At 66.4% G+C, this 18318-nt stretch carries 20 protein-coding genes; 12 read left to right on the forward strand and 8 right to left on the reverse strand.

The window, feature by feature from the left end:
* Positions 1–2 precede the first annotated feature (2 nt).
* Genes FIU85_RS14095 through FIU85_RS14110 form a run of 4 tightly spaced genes read left to right on the forward strand, consistent with a single transcriptional unit; the run spans position 3 to position 3974 of the window.
* Positions 3–1187, forward strand: a complete 1185-nt coding sequence (locus FIU85_RS14095; RefSeq protein WP_152497348.1) for a cytochrome P450 — start codon at positions 3–5, stop codon at positions 1185–1187.
* Positions 1187–1918: an SDR family NAD(P)-dependent oxidoreductase gene (locus FIU85_RS14100; RefSeq protein WP_152497349.1), complete on the forward strand. Its 732-nt coding sequence runs from the start codon at positions 1187–1189 to the stop codon at positions 1916–1918. The genes FIU85_RS14095 and FIU85_RS14100 overlap by 1 nt, the downstream gene beginning before the upstream one ends.
* On the forward strand, positions 1915–2646 hold the full coding sequence (locus tag FIU85_RS14105; protein WP_152497350.1) for an SDR family NAD(P)-dependent oxidoreductase: 732 nt from the start codon (positions 1915–1917) through the stop codon (positions 2644–2646). Before FIU85_RS14100 ends, FIU85_RS14105 begins: the two co-directional genes overlap by 4 nt.
* Before the next feature lie 11 nt (positions 2647–2657).
* Complete coding sequence (locus tag FIU85_RS14110) at positions 2658–3974, forward strand: FAD-binding oxidoreductase (protein WP_254702906.1); 1317 nt, start codon at positions 2658–2660, stop codon at positions 3972–3974.
* 59 nt (positions 3975–4033) lie between these two features.
* On the opposite strand, the gene cueR is transcribed toward FIU85_RS14110, so the two are convergent.
* From cueR to FIU85_RS14135, 5 genes are all read right to left on the reverse strand, one after another.
* A complete protein-coding gene (gene cueR, locus FIU85_RS14115) occupies positions 4034–4420 on the reverse strand; it encodes a Cu(I)-responsive transcriptional regulator (RefSeq protein WP_152497352.1) in 387 nt (128 codons plus the stop codon).
* Entirely contained in the window at positions 4417–6864 is a 2448-nt protein-coding gene (locus FIU85_RS14120) for a heavy metal translocating P-type ATPase (RefSeq protein ID WP_254702907.1), read from the reverse strand. The genes cueR and FIU85_RS14120 overlap by 4 nt, the downstream gene beginning before the upstream one ends.
* A gap of 258 nt (positions 6865–7122) precedes the next feature.
* Complete coding sequence (locus FIU85_RS14125; protein WP_152497353.1) at positions 7123–7536, reverse strand: PaaI family thioesterase; 414 nt, start codon at positions 7534–7536, stop codon at positions 7123–7125.
* On the reverse strand, positions 7533–8546 hold the full coding sequence (locus FIU85_RS14130) for a phosphotransferase family protein (RefSeq protein WP_254703058.1): 1014 nt from the start codon (positions 8544–8546) through the stop codon (positions 7533–7535). The genes FIU85_RS14125 and FIU85_RS14130 overlap by 4 nt, the downstream gene beginning before the upstream one ends.
* Before the next feature lie 2 nt (positions 8547–8548).
* Positions 8549–10186 (reverse strand): long-chain fatty acid--CoA ligase, encoded by a 1638-nt coding sequence (locus FIU85_RS14135; RefSeq protein WP_152497355.1) that lies wholly within the window; start codon positions 10184–10186, stop codon positions 8549–8551.
* Positions 10187–10322: 136 nt separating this feature from the next.
* Between FIU85_RS14135 and rpe the strand changes: the two genes are divergently transcribed.
* The gene (gene rpe / locus FIU85_RS14140) at positions 10323–11006 is read left to right on the forward strand and encodes a ribulose-phosphate 3-epimerase (protein WP_152497356.1); all 684 of its coding nucleotides are present in this window, start codon (positions 10323–10325) and stop codon (positions 11004–11006) included.
* 380 nt (positions 11007–11386) lie between these two features.
* On the opposite strand, the gene rpmB is transcribed toward rpe, so the two are convergent.
* On the reverse strand, positions 11387–11677 hold the full coding sequence (gene rpmB, locus FIU85_RS14145; RefSeq protein WP_057791083.1) for a 50S ribosomal protein L28: 291 nt from the start codon (positions 11675–11677) through the stop codon (positions 11387–11389).
* Positions 11678–11830: 153 nt separating this feature from the next.
* Positions 11831–12811, reverse strand: a complete 981-nt coding sequence (locus FIU85_RS14150; RefSeq protein ID WP_152497357.1) for a glutathione S-transferase family protein — start codon at positions 12809–12811, stop codon at positions 11831–11833.
* A 270-nt stretch (positions 12812–13081) separates the two neighbouring features.
* Between FIU85_RS14150 and FIU85_RS14155 the strand changes: the two genes are divergently transcribed.
* Together FIU85_RS14155 and FIU85_RS14160 are read left to right on the forward strand one after the other, a co-directional pair.
* Entirely contained in the window at positions 13082–13612 is a 531-nt protein-coding gene (locus tag FIU85_RS14155; protein WP_152497358.1) for a DUF6882 domain-containing protein, read from the forward strand.
* Between the two features lie 101 nt (positions 13613–13713).
* Positions 13714–14064 (forward strand): hypothetical protein, encoded by a 351-nt coding sequence (locus FIU85_RS14160; RefSeq protein WP_152493802.1) that lies wholly within the window; start codon positions 13714–13716, stop codon positions 14062–14064.
* 103 nt (positions 14065–14167) lie between these two features.
* On the opposite strand, the gene FIU85_RS14165 is transcribed toward FIU85_RS14160, so the two are convergent.
* Complete coding sequence (locus FIU85_RS14165; protein ID WP_152497359.1) at positions 14168–15337, reverse strand: MalY/PatB family protein; 1170 nt, start codon at positions 15335–15337, stop codon at positions 14168–14170.
* A 139-nt stretch (positions 15338–15476) separates the two neighbouring features.
* On the opposite strand from FIU85_RS14165, the gene def (FIU85_RS14170) reads away from it, so the two are divergent.
* From def (FIU85_RS14170) to FIU85_RS14190, 5 genes are all read left to right on the forward strand, one after another.
* Entirely contained in the window at positions 15477–16001 is a 525-nt protein-coding gene (def, locus tag FIU85_RS14170; RefSeq protein ID WP_152497360.1) for a peptide deformylase, read from the forward strand.
* 4 nt (positions 16002–16005) lie between these two features.
* The gene (gene def / locus FIU85_RS14175; RefSeq protein WP_152497361.1) at positions 16006–16500 is read left to right on the forward strand and encodes a peptide deformylase; all 495 of its coding nucleotides are present in this window, start codon (positions 16006–16008) and stop codon (positions 16498–16500) included.
* 17 nt (positions 16501–16517) lie between these two features.
* Positions 16518–17423, forward strand: coding sequence for a methionyl-tRNA formyltransferase (gene fmt, locus FIU85_RS14180; protein WP_152497362.1), 906 nt, complete (start codon positions 16518–16520; stop codon positions 17421–17423).
* Between the two features lie 384 nt (positions 17424–17807).
* The gene (locus FIU85_RS14185) at positions 17808–18050 is read left to right on the forward strand and encodes a hypothetical protein (protein WP_152493797.1); all 243 of its coding nucleotides are present in this window, start codon (positions 17808–17810) and stop codon (positions 18048–18050) included.
* 28 nt (positions 18051–18078) lie between these two features.
* The gene (locus tag FIU85_RS14190) at positions 18079–18318 is read left to right on the forward strand and encodes a GlsB/YeaQ/YmgE family stress response membrane protein (RefSeq protein ID WP_152497363.1); all 240 of its coding nucleotides are present in this window, start codon (positions 18079–18081) and stop codon (positions 18316–18318) included.

The raw sequence follows: 18318 nt of genomic DNA on the forward strand, positions 1-18318 counted from the left end.
ACATGGGCAACCTGCCGTATCTGGACCTGAAAGACCCGGAGTTTTCCACCCGGGGGGCTGAGGTTGTCGCGGCGCGCAAGGCCCATTGGTGCGCCGAGACCCCCTTTGGCCTGGCGGTGCTTCGGTATCGGCAGGTGGGCAAGATCCTGCGCGACCGGCGGTTTCGGCAGGGCAGCCACAACTGGCCGGATACGGTCGGGATCGAAGGGCGCTTCGCGGATTTTTGGCGGGATTCGGTGATCGGGCGCGAGGGCGAGGCGCATCAGAAGCTGCGGGCGCTGGCGGTGCCGGCGTTGAGCGAGGACTACGTGCTGTCGCTGGTCCCGGCCTTCGACGAGATTGCGCGGGGCCTTTGTGCGGCGCTGCGCGAGAAAACTTCCTGCGAATTCCAGTCGGCGTTCTGCGAGCCCTTTGCGGGTCAAGCGATCACGACGCTGCTGGGCATGGAGCGCGAGGCGTGGCCGCTGGTGGCGCATAATGCCGCCGATCTGGGGCTGGCGATGGGGATCGAGGCGCCGAAATACCAGGAGCGGTTCAACGCGGCGTGTGAGACGCTGTTCCAGCTGGCCGATCAACTGGTGGCCAAGGTGCGGCGCGGTGAGGATTGCGACAGTTACGTTGCGCGCATGGTGGCGGAGTTCGACCGCAATGGGGACTGCACGCATGAGGAATTGCTGAACACCATCGTGATTTCGATCTTCGGGGGTGTGGATACGACGCGGGCCTTGCTGGGGCTTGGTCTGTCGCTGTTCATCGAGAACCCTGAGCAGTGGCAGATGCTGCGCGAGGACGAGAGCCTGATTCCGAACGCGGTGGAAGAGTTCATCCGGGCGCGGCCGACCACAACGTGGTCCACCCGCGAGGCGATCGAGGATGTGGAGATGGACGGGATGATGATCCCCAAGGGCACGGTGCTGAACCTGCTGGTTCATGCCTCGGCGCGGGACCCGGAGATTTGTGAGGACCCGGGGTTCGACATCACGGTCAAGCGCAAGCGGCATTTCGGGTTCGGAGGCGGGGCGCATCATTGCATCGGGCATTTCGTGGCGCGGACGGATACGGGGTGTGCGCTGGATGCACTCAGGCGGACGTTCCGTACGGTAGCGTATGACGGTGCGCCGGAATGGCTGCCGGACAGCGGCAACACCGGGGCGCTGAGCCTGCCGGTGAGATACGAGGTGGCCTGATGCGGTTCGAGGGACAGTGTGCGCTGGTAACGGGAGGCGCGGGCGGCATCGGGGCTGCCTTGGTCGCGGCGCTCAGGGCCGAGGGCGCGCTTGTGGCGGTGAGCGACCGGCAGAGAGGCGCGGTGGAGGCCGAGGCGCATCTGGACGGTGACCTTCTGGACGGGGCGTTCTGTGATGCGCTGCCCGGGACGGCGGAGGCGGCGTTGGGCGGTCTGGACCTGGTGTTCAACAATGCGGGCGTGATCACGCGGGGTGACATTACCACGGCGCACGATGACGACTGGCGCCTGACCATGGGGGTGAACGTGGAGGCGCCGTTTCGGATTTGCAGGGCGGCGATCCCGATCCTGGCCGCGCGGGGCGGCGGGGCGATCGTGAACACCTCGTCCTGCTGGGGATTGCGGCCGGGGCCGAACCATCCGGTCTACGTGACCAGCAAGGCGGCGATTGCCAGCCTGACGCAATGCCTTGGCCGGGATCACGCGCACCAGGGCATCCGGGTGAACGCGGTCTGCCCCAACGAGGTGGACACGGCCATGCTGCGCACGGGCTTTGCGGCACGCGGGTTGGACCCGGAGCGGGCCATCGAAGACCTGAACGCGAGCGTGCCGCTGGGCCATATAGCCAGCCCGGAAGAGATCGTGGACGTGATGCTGTTCCTGGCGTCGGACGCGGCGCGGTACATGTGTGGCTCGTTGGTCGAGGTTAATGGCGGGAAGGCCGTGATATGAGCCGGTTTGCTGGCAAGGTGGCGTTGATCACTGGCGGATCGAGCGGCATGGGCGCGGCCACGGCAGCGATGCTGGCCGAGGGCGGCGCACGGGTGTTCTGTGCGCAGCGAGGTGCGTCGACGCATGAGGATATCGCGGCGGATTTCAGCGACGAGGCCGTGCCCGAGCGGGTGATTGCGGAGGTCTCTGACAAGGCGGGCGCGCTCGATATCCTGGTGAACAATGCCGGGATGATGCGCGAGGGCACGGTCGAGGAAACGTCGAAGGCGGATTGGGACATCCAGCTGCATATGAATCTGACAGTGCCGTTTCTGCTGATTCGTCACGGGATGGGGATGCTGCGCGCGGGCGGTGGCGCGATCGTCAATCTCGGCTCGGTCGAGGGGTTGGGATCGAACCCGCGGCACCCGGCCTATTGCGCGTCGAAGGCCGGGCTGCACGGGCTGACACGCGCCGTGGCGGTGGACCACGGCAAGGATGGCGTGCGCTGCAACGCGGTGGCGCCGGGGTGGATCGACACGCCGCTGAACGAGGATTTCATCGATGGCATGGCCGACCCGGCGGCGTTTCGTGCAGGGCTGGCGGGGATACACCCGGTGCGGCGGACCGGCAAACCGGAGGACGTGGCGCGGCTGATCTGCTGGCTGGCGAGCGACGAGGCGAGTTTCGTGACCGGACAGGTCTGGACCATCGACGGCGGCCGGATGGCCCAGTTGAGCCTGCCATGAAGGTGCGCCAGATGCCCTGTGATCCGGGTGTAACCGGGTGGAACGCGATTCTGCCCGCGGCGGACGCGGCCCAGCCGCTGGAAGAGGCGATGACGGCGGACTGGCTGGTAATCGGCGGCGGCTTTGCCGGTCTGGCTGCCGTGCGGCGGCTGAGCCAGCTGCATCCCGAGGCGAAGATCGTGCTGCTGGAGGCGAAGCGGATCGGCGAAGGGCCGGCGGGGCGAAACTCGGGCTTCATGATCGACCTGCCGCATGACCTGTCGTCGGAGGATTACGGCGGCGCGCTGGAGAAGGATATGGCGCAGACGCGGATGAACCGCGCGGCGATCGGCTTTGCCGCAGAGATGGCGGAGGCGTTCGGGCTGGGCGTGGAGGCGTTCGTGCGGTCGGGCAAGACCAACGCGGCGGCGAGTGCGAAAGGGCATCGGCACAACCTGGATTATGCCGCGCACCTGGAGGCGATGGGCGAGGCGCATGATCTGCTCGATGCCGACGCCATGCGGGATCTGACCGGATCGGACTATTACCGCAGCGGGCTATACACGCCCGGGACTGCGATGATCCAGCCGGCGCTGTTCGTGCAGGGCGTGGCGCGCGGGCTGGCCAGCAATCGCGTAAGGATTTGCGAGGATAGCCCGGTGACGGAACTGCGGCGCGAGGGTGATTGGGTGGCCATGACTCCGAAGGGCCGGGTGACGGCGCCGAAGGTGATTTTGGCCGTCAACGGACATGCCGAGAGTTTCGGGCAGTTCAAGGGACGGTTGCTGCACCTGTTTCTGTACGCGTCGATGACCCGTCCCCTGACCGAGGACGAGGCCGCGCGGCTGGGCGGGGCGGAGCGTTGGGGGCTGACACCCGCCGACCCGATGGGCAGCACGGTGCGCAGGATCAGCGGGACGGGGGGCACGCGGATCGTGATGCGCAACCGGGTGACATATGACCCGTCGCTGAAGGTTCCCCAAGGCCGCGTGGCCGCGATGGGGCGGTCGCATGACAAGGCATTCGCGGCACGGTTTCCGCAGCTTGCCGGCGTCGACATGGAATATCGCTGGGGCGGGCGGCTGTGCCTGAGCTGGAACGGCGCTCCGGCGCTGGGCGAGGTCGAGGAGGGGCTGTTCTCGGCCTGTTGCCAGAACGGTTTGGGCACGGCGCGGGGCACGCTGCACGGGATGGCGATGGCGGAGCTGGCTTCGGGGATCGAGAGCGAGATCGTGGACCACGTCATGGCGCAGGGAACACCGTCGCGCCTGCCGCCGCTGCCCTTCACCTATGTCGGGGCGACTGCGACGATGAAGTGGGGAGAGTGGAAGGCGGGGGCGGAACTCTAGCCTGAGATTATTCGTACGAATAATCTTGGGGGAGAATTTTCGTACGAAAATTCTGGCGCTCAGTGGCGGGCGAGGTCGTTGAGGATCGGGCAGTCGGGCCGCGTGTCGCCGGCGCAGCACGCGACCAGGTGGCCGAGCGTGTCGGCCATGGATTGCAGTTGCGCGATCTTGTCATTGATCCTTGCAAGGTGCTCGCGGGCGATGGCCTTGACGTCGGCGCTGGCGCGGGTGTCGTCCTCGTAGAGCGCCAGCAGCGTGCGGCAATCCTCTATCGAGAAGCCCAGGGCGCGCGCGCGGCCCAGAAACGCGAGTTTGTGCAGGTGGGTGTCTTCGAAGACGCGGTATCCGTTAGCACCGCGCTCGGGCGTGACAAGGCCGATCTCCTCGTAATAGCGGATGGTCTTGGGCGGCAGGCCGGTCTTGTCCGAGACTTGGGAGATGTTCATGGGGCGGGCTCCGGCGAAAGGCGGCGCAGCCGCAGGGCGTTGGTGAGCACGAAGACAGAGGACAGCGCCATGGCGCCGGCGGCGAGCATCGGTGACAGGAGTGCGCCGGTCAGCGGGTAGAGCGCACCGGCGGCGACGGGAATGAGCGCCGCGTTGTAGGCGAAGGCCCAGAAGAGGTTCTGGCGGATGTTGCGCAGCGTGCGGCGCGAGACATGCAGCGCGGTCAGCACGTTTGCGGGATTGCCCGAGACGAGCACCACGTCGGCGCTTTCGATGGCCACGTCCGTGCCGGTGCCCATGGCGATGCCGATATCGGCCTGCGCGAGGGCGGGGGCGTCGTTGATGCCGTCGCCGACGAAGGCTGTGGCGCCGTGGATGTCTTGCAGGCGGGCGATGGTGTCGCGCTTGTCGCCGGGCAGGACCTCGGCCTCGACATGGTCGATGCCGAGGGCGGCGGCGACGGCCTGGGCCGTCGCGGCGGTGTCGCCGGTGACGAGGGCGGTTTGCAGGCCGCTTTCATGCAGGGCGCGGATGGTGTCGCGGGCCGCAGGCTTGATCGGGTCGGAGACGGCGAGAAGGGCGGCAAGACGTCCGTCGATGGCGGCAAAGACCGGGGTCTCGCCTTGGGCGGTCAGGTGCGCCAGCGCGTCGGCGAAGGGGGCGATGTCGATGGCATGGTCGTGCATCAGTCGGGCGGTTCCGGCCAGCACGTTCTGGCCGTTGACGGTTGCCGAAAGGCCGTGGCCGGGGATGGCCCGGAACTTGGTGACGCGAGGCAGGGTGAGACCTTCGTCGCGGGCCGCGGTCTCGATGGCGCGGGCGATGGGGTGCTCGGACTGCGCCTCGGCCGCGGCGATGGCGGCGAGGGTGTCGGCGCGGTCGACGCCGGGGGCGAGGTGCAGCGCGGTGAGGGTCGGGCGGCCCATGGTGAGGGTGCCGGTCTTGTCGAAGGCGACCACGCGGACTTCGGCCAGCGACTGGAGCGCCTCGCCCTTGCGGAAAAGAACGCCGAGTTCGGCGGCGCGGCCCGTGCCGACCATGATCGAGGTGGGCGTGGCCAGTCCCATGGCGCAGGGGCAGGCGATGATCAGCACCGAGACACCGGCGACGAGGGCGAGGCCGAGGGCGGGGCTGGGGCCGAAGACGAGCCATGCCAGGACGGTGAGCACCGCGAGGGTGATGACCACGGGCACGAAGACGCGCACGACCTTGTCGGCCAGGGCCTGGATCGGCAGCTTGGCGCCCTGGGCCTCCTGCACCATGGCGACGATGCGGGCCAGCATCGTGTCGCGGCCGACGCCGGTGGCGGTCATGGTGAGCGCACCGTCGCCGTTGATGGTGCCGGCGATGAGCGTGTCGTTGGTGGTTTTCGAGACGGGCAGGGGCTCGCCCGAGATCATGGATTCGTCCACGTGGGACGTGCCGTCGGTGACGGTGCCGTCGACGGGGATGCGGTCGCCGGGGCGCAGTTGGAGCGTGTCCCCGACGCTCACCTGCGCGACGGGAATGTCCTGTGCCGCACCCTTGCGGATCACGCGGGCGGTGTCGGGTTGCAGGCCGATCAGGCGACGGATGGCGGCGCCGGTCCGGCCGCGGGCGCGGGCCTCCATCCAGCGGCCCAGAAGGATGAGGGTGACGATGACGGCGGCGGCCTCGAAATAGACGGCGGCGGTGCCGGGGGGCAGGACGCCGGGGGCGAAGAGGGCCACCGTCGAGTACCCCCAGGCGGCCAGGGTGCCGAGGGAGACGAGGCTGTTCATGTCGGGCGCACCGCGCAGGAGCGCGGGCAGGCCCAGCACCAGGAACTGCCGCCCCGGCCAGGCGAGGACCAGCGTGGTGAAGAGAAATTGCATGGTCCAGAGGGCCTGGAGGCCGATGGTTGCGTGCAGCCGGTCGTGGAAGGCGGGTACGAGATGGCCGCCCATTTCCGATATGAAGACAGGCAGCGTCAGCACGGCGGCAATCAGGGTCGCATCGCGGGCGTCGGTGACCTCGGTGGCGCGACGGGCGGCGGCGGGATCGAGCGTCTCGTCCTCGGCGGGGCGGGCCGGGTAGCCCGCCCGGGTGGCGGTGCGGGCGAGGTCGGCGGGGGTGGTGGAGCCCGAAGGGTAGGTGACCTGTGCCGTCCGGGTGGCGAGGTTGACGGTGGCGCTGAGCACGCCGGGCGTGGCGGTCAGGCTGTCCTCGACCCGGCCCACGCAGGAGGCGCAGTGCATCCCGTCGATCGCGAGGGTCGTTTGCGCGGTACGGGCGGGGTAGCCGGCAGAGGAGAGCGCGCCTGTGATGGCGGTAAGCGACGCGGTGCCGGTGGCCACCTGCGCGGTGCCGGTGGCGAAGTTCACGGAGGCGCGGCCGAGGCCGGGCAGCGCGCCGAGGGCGCGTTCGGCGCGGCCCGCGCAGCCGGCGCAGGACATGCCGTCAAGTTCGAGGTTCAGCGTTGTCATGCGGCAGAGATAGGGGTTCCAGTGACTGGAAGGTCAAGGGGGTTTTCGGGAAATTCATGGGAGTCGCGTGGGTTTTCACCCACCCTACGCGCCGGTGAAGCGTCTGCGCGAGGGGTGCGGTGGGGTAGAACCCGACCCTATGCGTTGGCGGAGCGCATGTGCGAAGGGGGCGGTGGGGTGGAACCCCACCCTACGCGGTTGCGATGCGTTTGTGTGAGGGGCGCGGTGGGGTGGAACCCCACCCTACGGGGTTGCAGGTTACTTCCGGGCGCGCAGTTTGAAGACGCCGGTCGCCTCGGCGATGAGTGTGCCGGTGTCGTCGCGCACCTCGCCTTTGGCGAAGAAGGTGGAGCGGCCTCCGCCGGTCACGCGGGCCTCGGCCACCAAGTGCGTCCCGGTGGCGCGGGCGAGGTAATTGACCGTCATGCTGAGGGTGAGCGCGTTCTGTTTCACGTTCGGATCGCCGGTGAAGCAGCCGCAGAAGCCCATCGCGGTGTCGAGGATCGCGGCATAGACGCCCCCGTGGGTCAGGCCCTGGCGGTTCATCAGGTGGGGCGCGATGGGAGCCTCGACCCGGGCGTAGCCTTCGGACCAGTCGGTCATGTCGAAGCCGAGGGTTTCGGAGAGCGGCGAGGGCGCCTCGCGCAGGTTGAGATCGAAGGTGTCGGTCATTGGGTGGCGGCCTTTAGCCCGGAGCGGGCGAAGAAGGGAACATAGGCGCCCAGTTTCAGGGCGCGGTCGGGGTCCGAGGCGTTGCCGTCGAGGGCGCGTTTTTTGACGCCCTGAAGGATGGCGGCCATGCGGAAATAGGTGAAGGCGAGGTAGAAGTGGAAATTTTCGATACCCGGGATGCCGCGGCGGTCGCAATAGGTGTCGATGAACTGCCGGTCGGACCAGAGGCCTTGGGCGGCGCGGTCGATCCCCTCTAGCCCGCGCCCCTCGGTCGTGGCGGGCATGGACCATTGCATGATGACCGCCGCCAGATCGGCATAGGGGTGGCCGGTGGTCGACAGTTCCCAGTCGAGCACGGCGGCGACGCGGGGGGTGTCGGGGGCGAAGAGCAGGTTGTCGAGGCGGTAGTCGCCATGAACCAGCGTGCGCTGGCCGTCATCGGGGGGCATGTTGGCGAAGAGCCAGTCGATGAGGGCGTCCATCTCGGCGATGTCCTCGGTCGCGGTGGCGCGGTACTGCTGGGTCCAGCGTTCGGTCTGGCGTTCGCAATAGTGGCCGGGGGGGCCGTAATCGGCGAGGCCGGTGGCGGCGAGATCGACGGAATGGATGGCCACGAGGGTTCGGTTCATGGCGTCGATGAGGAGGCCGCGATCATCGGGAGCGATTTCGGGCAGGGACGGCTGGTCGAAATTGCGGCCTTCGACATGGTCCATGACGTAGAAGGCCGAGCCGATCACGCTGTCGTCCTCGCAAAGGGCGTGCATCTTCGGCACCGGCACGCCGGTTTCCGCAAGGGCCTTTTGCACGCGGTATTCGCGGTCTACCGCGTGGGCGGATTTGAGGAGCACGCCGGGGGGCTTGCGGCGCAGGACGAATTGGCCCGAGGGCGTGTCGAGCCGGTAGGTGGGGTTGGACTGACCGCCGGAGAACTTGGTGGCGGTGATGGGGCCTTCGAGCGCGGGCAGGTGAGTCCTGGCCCAATCCTCCAGCGCTGCGGTGTCGAGGGGCAGGCTCACGCGCCGTCCTCGCGCAGGTCGGGGTGGACGTAGTCGGAGAACTGGTCGCGCAGGGTCAGCTTGGACACCTTGGCGGTGGCCGTGAGCGGCAGGGCATCGGTGAAGAGGATGTCGTCGGGCATCTGCCACTTGGCGAAATGCGGCTCCAAGTGAGCGTGGATGTCCGCGAGAGTGGGCTTTTCCTCGCCGGCCGGGACCACGACCAGAACCGGGCGTTCGTCCCACTTGGGGTGGGGTACGGCGATGACGGCGCAGGTGTCGATCATCGGATGCGAGATGGCGGCGTTTTCGAGGTCGATGGAGCTGATCCATTCGCCGCCCGATTTCACCAGGTCCTTGGCGCGGTCGCGCACGATCAGGCGGCCGTTGGCGTCGACGGTGGCGACGTCGCCGGTGCCGAACCAGCCGTCTTCGTCCATGGCGGCGGCGGTCGCTTCGTCGTTTTCGTAGTAGCCGGAGATGACGGTGCTGCCGCGCACGAAAAGCTCGCCCGGGGTTTCGCCATCGTGCGGCATCAGGTTGCCGTCATCGTCCTTGAGCTTGAACTCGACACCGAAGAGGCGGCGGCCTGCGCCGACCTTGGCGTCGATGCGCTCATCGAGGGGAGCGTCGGCAAGGCGGGCGGGCAGGATGCCGCGGGTGCCGATGGGGCTCATCTCGGTCATGCCCCAGGCCTGGTTGACGTTGACGCCCATCTCCTCGAAGGCGGCAATCATCGAGCGGGGGGCGGCGGAGCCACCGACCACGAGATCCTTGAATCCGTTGGGTGGCGTGCCGCGCTTGGCGATTTCCTGTTGCAGGCCGGCCCAGACGGTGGGCACGCCCCAAGCCGAGAAAACCTGTTCGGAATCCATCAGGTCATAGAGGCTGGCCCCGTCGAGGTGGCGCCCCGGCATGACCATGGTCATGCCCGCCAGCGGCGCGGTATAGGGCATCCCCCACGCGTTGACGTGAAAGAGCGGGACCACGGGCAGGACGCGGGACCCGTGGCGCAGGCTTTGCGGGTGGCCGGCGATGACCAGAAGCGCGTGCAGCACGGTGGAGCGGTGCGAATATAGCGCGCCCTTGGGGTTGCCGGTGGTGCCGGAGGTGTAGCAGAGGCCGGCGGCGGTGTCTTCGGGGAAGCTGGGCCAGTCGTAAGTCTGGGGCTGGTCGGCCAGCAGGTCCTCGTAGGCGAGGGCGCCGTCTGGGGCGTCGGGCATGTGGTCGGCATCGGTCAGGACGATGACGCGGCAGCCGTTGGGCAGGGTGACCTTCTCCAGGAGCGGCACGAGGCTGATATCGACGCAGATCGCGCTGTCCTGCGCGTGGTCGAGGATATACTGCATCTGGTCAGGCGGCAGGCGAGGATTGATCGTGTGGCAGACACCGCCGATGCCGGCGATGGCATAGTAGAGCTCGAAATGGCGGTAGCCGTTCCACGCAAGCGTGGCGATGCGGTCGCCGGATTTCAGCCCGAGCGCGTCGAGGGCGTGGGCCAGTTGGCAGACACGAGCCAGCGTCTTGGGATAGGTGGTGCGGTGTATGTCGCCCTCGTCGCGGACCGAGACCAGCCCCTGTTCGGGGAAGGCCTCGGCGGCGTAGGTCAGGATGTCGATGATCCTGAGCGGGCGGTGCTGCATCTGGCCGAGCATGGTGCGGGTCCCCCTGAGCGGAATGGCGGGATCAATTGGTGGCACGAATGGCGGTGCGGTGCAATCCGGCGGCGCAAGGCTTGACGGCGTGCGCCAAACCCCGCATGTGCACGGCAAACCCCAAGGAGAGCCTGCCATGCCGTTCGACCGTTCCGTCAAGATCGCGCCATCCATCCTGTCTGCCGATTTCGCCAATTTCGGGGCCGAGATTCGGGCCATCGAGGATCAGGGCGCGGATTGGGTGCATGTGGACGTGATGGACGGGCATTTCGTGCCGAACCTGACCTTCGGACCCCCGGCAGTGAAGGCATTTCGTCCGCATGTGACAACCTTCATGGACGTGCACCTGATGATCGCGCCGGTGGATGTGTATATCGAGGCCTATGCCGAGGCGGGCGCGGACATGATCAGCGCCCATGTCGAGGCCGGCCCGCATATCCACCGCACCTTGCAGGCCATTCGCGGGGCGGGGTGCAAGGCCGGGGTCTGCGTCAACCCCGGAACGCCGCTGGAGAGTATCGAATACGTTCTGGACATGGTGGACATGGTGGTGCTGATGACGGTTAACCCCGGCTTTGGCGGGCAGAAGTTCATCACGTCGGGCGTCGAGAAGACGCGGCGGCTGCGCCAGATGATCGGGGACCGCGAGGTGCATATCCAGATCGACGGCGGCGTGACGCCGGAAACCGCGCCGCTGGTCGTGGAGGCGGGGGCGGATGTGCTGGTGGCCGGGTCGGCGGTTTTCAAGGGTGGATCGGTGGAGACGCCGGAGGTTTACGGTCAGAACATGCAAGCCATTCGGGATGCGGTGGCGGAGTGAGCAGCAGCGGTCAGCCGATACGGTTGGACCCTGTGGAGCGCAACTTCGGCCGATGTCTTTTTTGCCGACTTTTCTGCCATCTACGACGGAGGCCAGCGTCAGCCCCTGGGATGGCGATCCGAGGGCAATTCTGAAGCGTTTTATGCCTGCAAAATACATCCTCGGAATGATTGCAGCACCCAGCAGCAGCCAAATCGCCAGCCCACGGGAGGGGCTGACGACGGCCGGGCCGCTTTGCGGCTGTTAACCGGCTGGGGTCGCACCCCGATGTTTTGCAAGGGCTCGAAGCTGACCTTCGCTCCACAAAGCGGAGAAACGGCCGCAAACAAAAAGCCCCGCCAAACGGCAGGGCCTTCGTCTTGTGCGATGCGCAGGCGCTATCAGGCGTTTGCGGCCTGAGCCTTGGCGATCTCTTTCTTGACCTTCAGCACACGGTCCGAAAGCTCGGTGTCCTTTGCTTTGGCCAAGAAACGATCCAGCCCGCCGCGGTGGTCGACGCTGCGCAGGGCAGCGGCGGTGATGCGCAGCTTGATGCCGCGACCCAGCGTTTCGGATTGCAGGGTCACGTCGTTCAGGTTGGGCAGGTAGCGACGCTTGGTCTTGTTGTTGGCGTGGCTGGAGTTGTTGCCAACCATCGGGCCTTTTCCGGTCAGTTCGCAGCGGCGCGACATGGGTTCATCCTCGTTTTTGTCGGGCCGCTTGGGCGGTCCCTCTCAATACAAACGGGCACCGCCATAGGCAGCGCCCTGAATTCCGTTGCGCGTCTTTACGGCCAAAGCCATCGCCCGTCAAGGGATTCGGGCCGGGTTTTTGACAGTTCGGCGTCAGCCCTTGTCGCGCCCGTGCGGTGCCGTGAGGTCAAGGTCGGGACCGATGGGGATGATGCGGTGCGGGTTGATCATATCGTGGCTGTAATGGTAGTGGCGCGAGATGTGATCGAAGTTCACGGTCTGCGCAACCTCGGGCCATTGATAGAGCTCCCGCAGGTAGCCCCACAGGTTGGGATAATCGACGATCCGGGCGCGGTTGCACTTGAAATGCCCGTGATAGACCTTGTCGAAGCGGATCAGCGTGGTGAACAGACGCCAGTCGGCTTCGGTCAGCTGCGCACCGGCCAGGTACCTGCGCTCTGACAGGATGCCCTCCAGCCAGTCCAGCGTCTCGAACAGGGGAATGACTGCGTCCTCGTAGGCGTCTTGGGTCGTCGCGAAGCCCGCCTTGTAGACGCCGTTGTTCACGGTGTGATAGACGCGCTCGTTGATGTCCTCGATCTCGTCCCGCAATTCCTTGGGGTAGTAGTCGTCGTCGTTGCCGGTGATGTCGTTGAAGGCGGAATTGAACATGCGGATGATCTCGGCGCTTTCATTGGACACGATGGTGTCGCGCTGCATGTCCCACAGGATCGGCACGGTCACGTGGCCGGTCGTGTCGGGATTGGCGCGAATGTAGAGATCGCGCGCGAATGGCAGGCCGAAGAGCTTGTCGCCCGTGGCGCCCGGGAAATCGGTGTCGAACGTCCAGCCGTCGGAGAGCATGTCGGGATGCACGACCGACACGTCGATCAGGTTGGTGAGACCCTTCAGACGACGAAAGACAAGCGCGCGGTGCGCCCAGGGACAGGCAAGCGAGACATAGAGGTGGTAGCGCCCCGCTTCGGTCTTGAAGCCGCCCTCGCCACTTGGCCCGGCACTGCCGTCGGCGGTGATCCAGTTGCGGAATTTCGAGGTCTCCCGCTTGAATTTGCCGCCATGCTTTTTCGTGTCGTACCAGCCGGTATGCCATGTGCCGTCGATCAACTCGCCCATCGGAGCCTCCTTTTCCTGTCCCCCAACACTTAACCGCGCCAATGGTTTCGGGCAGGGCAGATCCCCGCGCAGAGACTGTGCAGCGGCACACAGGGAGTTGCGCCCGGAGCCTGGAGTTCGCGGCCTCCGGCCCGCCCGTCGGTCGAATGCCGGTTGCCGAAGCCGAGTTTGTCGTGGAACGTGGTGCCGGACATGTGAACGGTGACGGGTGCCGCCATTCATGCCATGGCGCACAAAGGCGTGACCCGGCATACCGAAAAGGAGCGAGAAATGAACGAGATCCTGCTGGAGTTTGCCGGACGGCAGGCCGATTCCGGGGCGACCCAATTGCCCGAGACGTACCGGCAGCTTGCGGTCAACGCGGCGTTCCACCTGAAGACCCGGACCGCCGGCAGCGCGGTTTCATCGCAGGTGCAGGAGGTTTCGGAGTTCCGGCTGAACCTGAAGAAGGGCCGGATCGTATTCGTGCCCCCCGAGGGGCCCGAGATCGCGGCCGAGGCGCAGGTCATCGGCACCTATTCCGACGATGGCAGCTGGATGTGGGCCTGGGGGCATCCCGACGTGCCGGTAGAGATGCAGCAGGCCGCCTGGGCCGTACAGCAATTCGGAGAGCGCCAGGAGATCGAGGAACTGCTGAGCCGTGGGGGTGCCATAGATGCCGCGCGGCTGGCGGAATTCCAGGCGATCTGTGCCTATATTTCGGATGCCGATGGCGTGTTCATGGGCCCGCACGGCGCCGGGGGGCAGGTGGCGGTCTGCTATTACCTCGGCAATCAGCTCGAGGGGCTTCTGGGCGGGTGACGCGTCGCAAGTGCATTGCGGCAATGCGGCGAAAAATTTACGTGACTGTCATGGTTTAGCCCTACATTCTCGCCTAGCGATTCTGTTCGAAGGCGACTGCCATGACCACTTTTCTTTCTCCCGAAATCCTTGCGGGCCTCGAAGAGGCGCGGACACGTGGCTGGCAGAAAAGCAATCGACTGAGGGTCGAGGCCGGGCCGCAGTCCCATAACGTGGTGCGGGCCTGGGAAAACGGGTTCGCCCTGCGCGCCGGTTCCGCGCCGCATCTTCGCGGTCTCGTCGACCTTTATGACGGGTCCCGCCATCTCAAGCGCTGCCTGATCGTGGCGTCCGAGGATGACGGGCAGGAGATCCGTTTCGAGTTGAAAGTGGTCAACGAGGCGTCGGGGGAGCAGCCTCTGGATTTCGCCCGCCCCGATGATGCGCCCGTTGCACTGATCGGCGACGCCTGACGCGCAGTTTCACTGTTCCGACAGTAGGCCGGGGAGCGCGAGGGGCTGGCCCCTCGCCCCGGTCGGAGTGCGCCTGCGCACTCCGAACCCACGCCCCCGGACGCTATTGAAGGTCCGAGAACGCGTCCTGTAGCCGCGCGACGGCCTCCTGTACGCGCGCGCGCTGCGTGGCGATGTTGAACCGCAGGAAGCTTTCGCCGCCGGTCCCGAAGGTGGGTCCGTGATTGGCGGCGATCTTTGCCGCCTTTTCGACCCGCGCGGTGAATTCCTCTCGGCCCATGCCGGTGCCGGAGAAGTCGACCCAGGACAGGTACGTCGCCTCGAGCGGCATGGACCGCAGGCCGGGGATGGCGTTGATCCCCGCGTCGAACAGTTTCCGGTTGCCATCGAGATAGAGCATCAGGTCATCGACCCAGGCCGCCCCTTCGGGTGAATAGGCGGCCTCGGCCATGACGAGGCCGAAGGAATTGGGCGACAGGCCGAGCCCGGCCATGCGCGCGGCGAATCTCGCGCGCAGGCTCTCGTCCGCGATGATGACATTGCCGGAATGCGAACCGGCGATGTTGAAGGTCTTGGTGGTTGCCGTCATCATCACCAAGCGGTCGGCGATACCGTCGATATGGGCCATGACGGTATGCGTGTGCCCCGGGTAGACAAGATCGTGGTGGATTTCGTCGGACACCAGCACGAGGTCGTGACGCTTGGCGAACGCGGCGACGCCCTCCAGTTCTTCCCTGGTCCAGACGCGGCCGCCGGGATTGTGCGGCGAGCAGAGCACCAGCAGTTTTTCCGACCCGTCGAGGATCTCGTCGTAGGCGGCGAAATCCATTCGGTAGCGGCCGTCCTCATCGACCAACGGGCATTCCACCACCCGGCGCCCTGCCGAGGTGATGACCCGCGCGAAGGCATGGTAGACGGGCGTGAACAGCACCACCCCGTCGCCGGGATCGGTGAAGGCGTCGACGCACATGCCGGTGCCATTCACGAGCCCGTGGGTGGTGAAGATCCAGGACGGGTCCACCTGCCAGCCGTGGCGGGTTTCCATCCACCAGCAGATCGCCCGGCGATAGCCGCTGTCATCGCCGTAATAGCCGAAAATGCCGGGATCGAGCATCCCGCGCAGCGCGTCGCTGACCGCCTGTGGCGGGCGGAAATCCATGTCGGCGACCCACATGGCCAGCCCCTCCTCGGCGGGGACGCCATAGATCTGTTCCATCTTGTCCCATTTGCTGCAATTTGTGCCGCGTCGCTCGATCGGGTCGTCGAAAGTCAAGGTGGTCTCCGGTGTTGGTATTGGTCGTGTCGGGCGCACGCTATGGCGTTGCAGGGCCGGGCGCAATCGCCTAAAGCATTTCGCGCGATGGCCGGGCGCCCGGCTTCAAAACCTGACGACGAGCGGTTACATAACGCCCATGCTGCGACCGATCCTGATCCATCCCGACCCGCGCCTGAAAAAGGTGTGCGCGCCCGTTCCGGACCTGAGCGACGATTTGCGCGCTCTGGCCGACGACATGCTGGAGACGATGTATGACGCGCCGGGCATCGGCCTCGCCGCGCCGCAGGTGGGCGTCATGGACCGGCTGATCGTTCTGGATTGCTCGAAGGACGACGAGACCGGCGAGCCGCCGCGCCCGCTGGTGATGTTCAATCCCGAGGTGGTGGCCGGTTCGGACGAAAAGAACGTCTACGAGGAAGGCTGCCTGTCGATCCCCGACCAGTTCGCCGAGGTGACGCGCCCCAAGGTCGTGGATGTCAGGTGGATCGACCGTGACGGGAACGAACGGTCCGAGACGTTCGACGGGCTTTGGGCGACCTGCGTGCAGCACGAGATCGACCACCTGAACGGCAAGCTTTTCATAGATTACCTCGGCCCCATGAAACGGCAGTTGATCACGCGCAAGATGCAGAAGCTGAAGCGTGAAATGGCGCGGGGCTAGGCCGGTGGCCGTACGCCCTTTCGTGCCCTGGCCGGACAAGCGGTTGCGCACGGTCGCCGACCCTGTCGAGGCGGTCACGGATGCCGAGCGCGCGATCTTGGACGACATGATCGACACCATGGACGCGATGCCGGGCGTCGGCCTTGCCGCCGTGCAGATCGGCGTGATGCGCCGGTTGGCCGTGGTCGATGCCAGCGATGCGCGCGGACAGGCGGTGCGCATGGCGAACCCCGAGATCCTGCATGCCAGCGCGCAGATGCGCGACCATGACGAGGCCAGCCCCAACCTGCCCGGCGTGCACGCGAGGATCAGCCGCCCCCGCGCCGTGACCGTCCGGTTCCTGAACGCCGAAGGCGAGGTCGAGGAGCGGGATTTCGTCGGGCTTTGGGCCACCAGCGTGCAGCACCAGGTCGATCATCTGAACGGGAGCATGTATTTTCATCGGTTGAGCAAGGTGAAGCGCGACATGCTGTTGCGCCGCGCGGCCAAGCAACGCTGACAGGTCAGGAGACAACCATGCGCCTCGTTTTCATGGGAACGCCCGACTTCTCGGTGCCGGTGCTCGAGGCGCTGGTCGAGGCGGGACACGAGATTGCCGCGGTTTACTGCCAGCCGCCGCGACCCGCGGGGCGCGGCAAGAAAGATCGCCCCAGCCCGGTGCAGGCACGGGCCGAGGCGCTGGGGCTGACGGTGCGCCACCCGGTCAGCCTGAAAGGCGAGGCGGAACAGGCGGCCTTTGCCGCGCTTGATGCCGATGCGGCGGTGGTTGTGGCCTATGGTCTGATCCTGCCACAAGCCATTCTGGATGCGCCGAAGCGAAGCTGCCTCAATATCCACGCCAGCCTGCTGCCGCGCTGGCGCGGGGCGGCGCCGATCCACCGCGCGATCATGGCGGGGGATGACAAGACCGGGGTCTGCATCATGCAGATGGAGGCGGGGCTGGATACCGGCCCGGTGCTGCTGCGCCAGGAAACGCTGATCGGCGCGGAGGAAACCACGGGCGCGCTGCATGACCGTTTGTCCCGCATGGGGGCCGAGGCCATCACGACGGCGCTCGGGCGACTGGAGGATCTGACGCCCGAGCCGCAGCCGGAGATCGGCGTCACCTATGCTGACAAGATCGACAAGGCCGAGGCGCGGATCGACTGGACGCGCCCCGCAGAGGAGGTCGACCGGCAAATCCGTGGTCTCTCCCCTTTCCCCGGCGCATGGACCGATCACGACGGCACGCGCATCAAGTTTCTCGCCTCGCGGATCGGCGCGGGCAGCGGTGCGCCCGGCGAGGTGCTCGACGACGCGCTGACAATTGCCTGCGGCAGCGGTGCGGTCCAGGTCCTGCGCCTGCAGAAGGCCGGACGTGGCCCCCAGGGGACGGCGGAGTTCCTGCGCGGCATGGCGCTACCCGAGGGCACCCGCCTCTGACCCGCCTCTTCCTCTGGCCCAAAATATCCCAAAGCGTTCTGCCCCGATCACGTGTTCCGGGATGGGGGCAGAACGCCCGCAACGTCCGAATTTCGTATCGCGATTTTCCGAAAGCCGCTTCGCCAAAGCGTTTCGCCTTTTAACTGAGCCATCAGCGATAGGCGAAACGCGTGTAACGATTGGCTGTTGCGCTGCGTTTCGCGATAAGCTGTGACTCAGGTTTATCGCGAAACGCTTAGTCTTTCGAAAAACGCTTCGGGGAGCGCGAGGGGCTGGCCCCTCGCCCGGTCGGACTGCGCTTGCGCAGTCCGAAAGCCGGTGACCTGCGCTTGCGTCCGGGTCCCAAACAGGCCAGCATCGCACCAACCAGAGCAACGAGGTCTCATGTTCCTGCAACTGTTCGGCACGGTGGTGATCGCCGGGATCGTCGGCTATATCAGCGAGAAATCCGGCTTTACCCGCAACGGCATCCTGCAGTCCATAATCATCTGCGTCGGCGGGGCCTTCCTGTTCTATTTCATCCGAATCATGTTCGGCTTTCGCTTTGGCGCACCCGGGGTGGACGCGATCCTTTCGTCCATCGGGGCGCTGATCATCATTCCGACTCATTGGCGCCGGAAGCGTTGACACGGAGCCGCTGACAGGGGAGCGTGGCATGGGACTGATCTATCTCGTCATCATCGGAGCCGTGGCCGGGTATCTTGCCACGCGCATCATGCGGATCCACGCCGATCCGCTGATGACCATCGGGATCGGCGTGGCGGGCGCCTTGCTGGGCGGGTTGATCCTGCAAGGCATCCTGGCGTTTCTGGGCCTGCTGGGCGGCATCATTGGCGCGGTGCTGGGGGCGCTGGTGCTGATCTGGGGCTACCAGGCCTACAAGGCGCGGAAATAG

The organism is Roseovarius sp. THAF8 (genome assembly GCF_009363735.1).
In the GTDB taxonomy this organism is placed as follows: Bacteria; Pseudomonadota; Alphaproteobacteria; order Rhodobacterales; family Rhodobacteraceae; genus Roseovarius.

Bases quoted from the DNA above. Each gene is read 5' to 3' on its own strand.
- FIU85_RS14155 (WP_152497358.1), top strand. From the start codon at position 13,082: ATGAACGAGATCCTGCTGGAGTTTGCCGGACGGCAGGCCGATTCCGGG.
- FIU85_RS14190 (WP_152497363.1), top strand. From the start codon at position 18,079: ATGGGACTGATCTATCTCGTCATCATCGGAGCCGTGGCCGGGTATCTT.
- FIU85_RS14125 (WP_152497353.1), bottom strand. From the start codon at position 7,536: ATGACCGACACCTTCGATCTCAACCTGCGCGAGGCGCCCTCGCCGCTC.
- FIU85_RS14160 (WP_152493802.1), top strand. From the start codon at position 13,714: ATGACCACTTTTCTTTCTCCCGAAATCCTTGCGGGCCTCGAAGAGGCG.
- FIU85_RS14135 (WP_152497355.1), bottom strand. From the start codon at position 10,186: ATGCTCGGCCAGATGCAGCACCGCCCGCTCAGGATCATCGACATCCTG.
- FIU85_RS14150 (WP_152497357.1), bottom strand. From the start codon at position 12,811: ATGGGCGAGTTGATCGACGGCACATGGCATACCGGCTGGTACGACACG.
- FIU85_RS14100 (WP_152497349.1), top strand. From the start codon at position 1,187: ATGCGGTTCGAGGGACAGTGTGCGCTGGTAACGGGAGGCGCGGGCGGC.
- FIU85_RS14120 (WP_254702907.1), bottom strand. From the start codon at position 6,864: ATGACAACGCTGAACCTCGAACTTGACGGCATGTCCTGCGCCGGCTGC.
- rpmB (WP_057791083.1), bottom strand. From the start codon at position 11,677: ATGTCGCGCCGCTGCGAACTGACCGGAAAAGGCCCGATGGTTGGCAAC.
- def (WP_152497360.1), top strand. From the start codon at position 15,477: ATGCTGCGACCGATCCTGATCCATCCCGACCCGCGCCTGAAAAAGGTG.
- fmt (WP_152497362.1), top strand. From the start codon at position 16,518: ATGCGCCTCGTTTTCATGGGAACGCCCGACTTCTCGGTGCCGGTGCTC.
- FIU85_RS14185 (WP_152493797.1), top strand. From the start codon at position 17,808: ATGTTCCTGCAACTGTTCGGCACGGTGGTGATCGCCGGGATCGTCGGC.
- FIU85_RS14110 (WP_254702906.1), top strand. From the start codon at position 2,658: ATGCCCTGTGATCCGGGTGTAACCGGGTGGAACGCGATTCTGCCCGCG.
- FIU85_RS14095 (WP_152497348.1), top strand. From the start codon at position 3: ATGGGCAACCTGCCGTATCTGGACCTGAAAGACCCGGAGTTTTCCACC.
- rpe (WP_152497356.1), top strand. From the start codon at position 10,323: ATGCCGTTCGACCGTTCCGTCAAGATCGCGCCATCCATCCTGTCTGCC.
- FIU85_RS14105 (WP_152497350.1), top strand. From the start codon at position 1,915: ATGAGCCGGTTTGCTGGCAAGGTGGCGTTGATCACTGGCGGATCGAGC.
- cueR (WP_152497352.1), bottom strand. From the start codon at position 4,420: ATGAACATCTCCCAAGTCTCGGACAAGACCGGCCTGCCGCCCAAGACC.